Origin of the sequence: Pelomonas sp. KK5 (assembly GCF_001984095.1) — a bacterium.
Classification (GTDB): Bacteria; Pseudomonadota; Gammaproteobacteria; order Burkholderiales; family Burkholderiaceae_C; genus KK5.
The window spans coordinates 1-2,324 of sequence record NZ_LYVQ01000424.1 but is presented as its reverse complement, the minus strand read 5'-3'; the positions used below and the strand labels follow the sequence as shown (position 1 = coordinate 2,324).

The 2,324-nt window shown below is 71.3% G+C and carries 1 protein-coding gene; it reads right to left on the bottom strand.

Features of this window, described 5'->3' with window-relative positions:
- Nucleotides 1-2,324: hypothetical protein (locus B0W88_RS34040; protein WP_158080985.1), on the bottom strand; the 2,324-nt coding region annotated here is incomplete at both ends.

Here is a 2,324-nt window from a genome sequence, read left to right as displayed (position 1 = left end):
TTGTAGGCGAAGGCGGCCAGCGCATGGCCGAGGTTGCTGCTGGCGATGGACAGGGCCTCGGCGCGCACCGTGACGTCGCCGCCCGTGGTGAAGAAGGCGGTGGTGAAGCCGTTGAAATGGTTGGCCGCGTCCAGCACGATGGCCTGGCCGGCGCCGCTGGTCGTGAAGCTGCTGCCGTCAGCCCCGAGCGTCAGCGGCCCGGACTGGGTGATGCCGCCGGTGCTGGCCGTGATGTCCAGCTTGCCGCCCACGCTGCTGGTGGCCAGCTTCACCGCATCGGCCACCAGCAGCGCATCGCCGCCGCTGAAGAGGCCGATCGAATGGCCGTTCAGCAGATTGGCCAGGTTCAGCACGATCACCTGGCCGGTGCCGGTGGTGGTGAAGCTGCTGCCGTCGGCGCCCAGCGCCAGCACGCCGCTCTGCACGATGCCGCCGGCGCTGGCCGTGGCGGTCAGCTTGCCGGCCACGCTGCTCGCCGCGAACTGCAGGGCATCGGCAGTGATTGAGGCATCGCCTCCGGCATTCAGCAGCACGCTCCTGCCGCTGAAGACATTGGACTGGGTCAGCAGGATCGGCTGGCCGGCGCTGCTGGTCGTGAAGCTGCTGCCGTCGGTGCCCAGCGTGAGCGCGCCGGTCTGCGTGATGCCGCCGATGCTGGCCGTGGCGTTCAGGTTGCCGCCGATCGTGCTGGCGGCGAGCGTGATCACGTCGGCATTGAGCACCGCACTGCCGCCGCTGCCCGTGGTGTTGAGCGACACCGTGTGCCCGTTCAGCAGGTTGGCCTGGCTGAGCAGGATGGGCTGGTTGGTGCCCGAGGTGGTGAAGCTGCTGCCGTCGGCGCCCACCGAGAAGGCGCTGGTCTGGAGGATGCTGCCCGTGTCGGAGACCAGCACCAGCTTGCCCGGCACGCTGGACAGGCTCGCAGGGATCACGATGCCGCCGACATTGCGCAGCGCCAGGTCCCCCTGCGTGCTGAGGGTGATGCTGCCGCTGACCAGGCCCGTGATGTTGTTGGCCTGGGTGTCCAGCAGGATGCCGTGTCCGACGCCGCTGGCGGTGAAGCTGCTGCCGTTGGCGCCGGTGGTGATGGGACCGGTCTGGGTGATGTTGCCGCCCGTGGTCGTGGCCGCGAGCGCGCCGCCGACGCTGCTGGTGGCGAACTTCAACGCATCCGCGGTGACGCTCACCGCGCCGCCGGCGCCGAGCGTCTGGAAAGCCACCGAGTGCGCGCCGAACTGGTTGCCGCTGTTCGTCAGCGCGATCGACTGCCCGGGGGCGCCGGTGGCGAAGCTGCTCCCGTCCTCGCCCAGGGTCAGGCTGGCACCCGCGGCCTGCGTGATCGAGCCGGTGCGGGTGATGGCGCTCAGGTTGCCGCCGATCGTGCTGGCGCCGAGCACCAGCGCATCCGCGTTGACGCTCACATTGGCGCCGGCGCCGGTGGTGCTGAAGGCGACCGACCGGCCGTTGAAGGTGTTGGCCTGGCCCAGCGCAATCGCCTGGCCACCGGCCTGGGTGGTGAAGCTGCTGCCGTCCAGGCCCAGCGTCAGCGTGCTGCCGATGGCCTGGCTGATGCCGCCGTTCAGGGACGTCACGCTCAGCGCCCCGCTGGCGACGACGTTCGGCAGCGCCACGCTGCCGGCGGCGCCGAGCGCGATGTTGGCGCCGATCAGCGTGACGCCGCCGGCGAAGTTCAGGCTGCCGCTGCCCGAGGCCGGCGAGCCGCCGCCGGTGGTGAAGGTGTTGTTGGCATTCAGCGTCAGGTTGCCGGAGACGCTGATCGAGGCGTTCACATTGATGTTGTTGCCGGCGCTGAGCGTCAGCGAGCGGCCCGAGGTCGAGCCGATCGCGTTGCTGACGGTGATGTCCTGCGAAGCCTCCAGCAGCACGTTGGCCGAGCCGAGCTGGCTCTGCAGCGTGGCCGCGCTGAGCAGGCTGTTGACCAGCGGGAAGTCGTCCCAGTTCAGCAGCGGGCCGGTGAGCAGGCCCAGCAGGCCGTCGATGCTGTCGATGCCGCCGATCGTCAGCGTCAGCGGGTCCAGCAGCAGCGTGCCGCGCTGGCCGCGCGGGGCGCTCAGGTCGACCAGGGTGCGGAAGTCCAGCACGCCGGCGCTGGAGACCTCGGCGCTGCCGCCATTGCCACCCTGCGGGCCGCCGCGCGCGCTCAGGCTGCCGTAGGCGCCGGTGCCGCGCTCGCTCCACAGCACCAGGTGCCCGCCGTCGCCCTGCACCGTGGCATCGGCGCGCAGGCTCGCGCCCGGGGCCAGCACCAGCATCTCGGCATTGGCCAGCGCAGGGTCCTGGCCGCGGGCCCCGCCGCCGGCCAG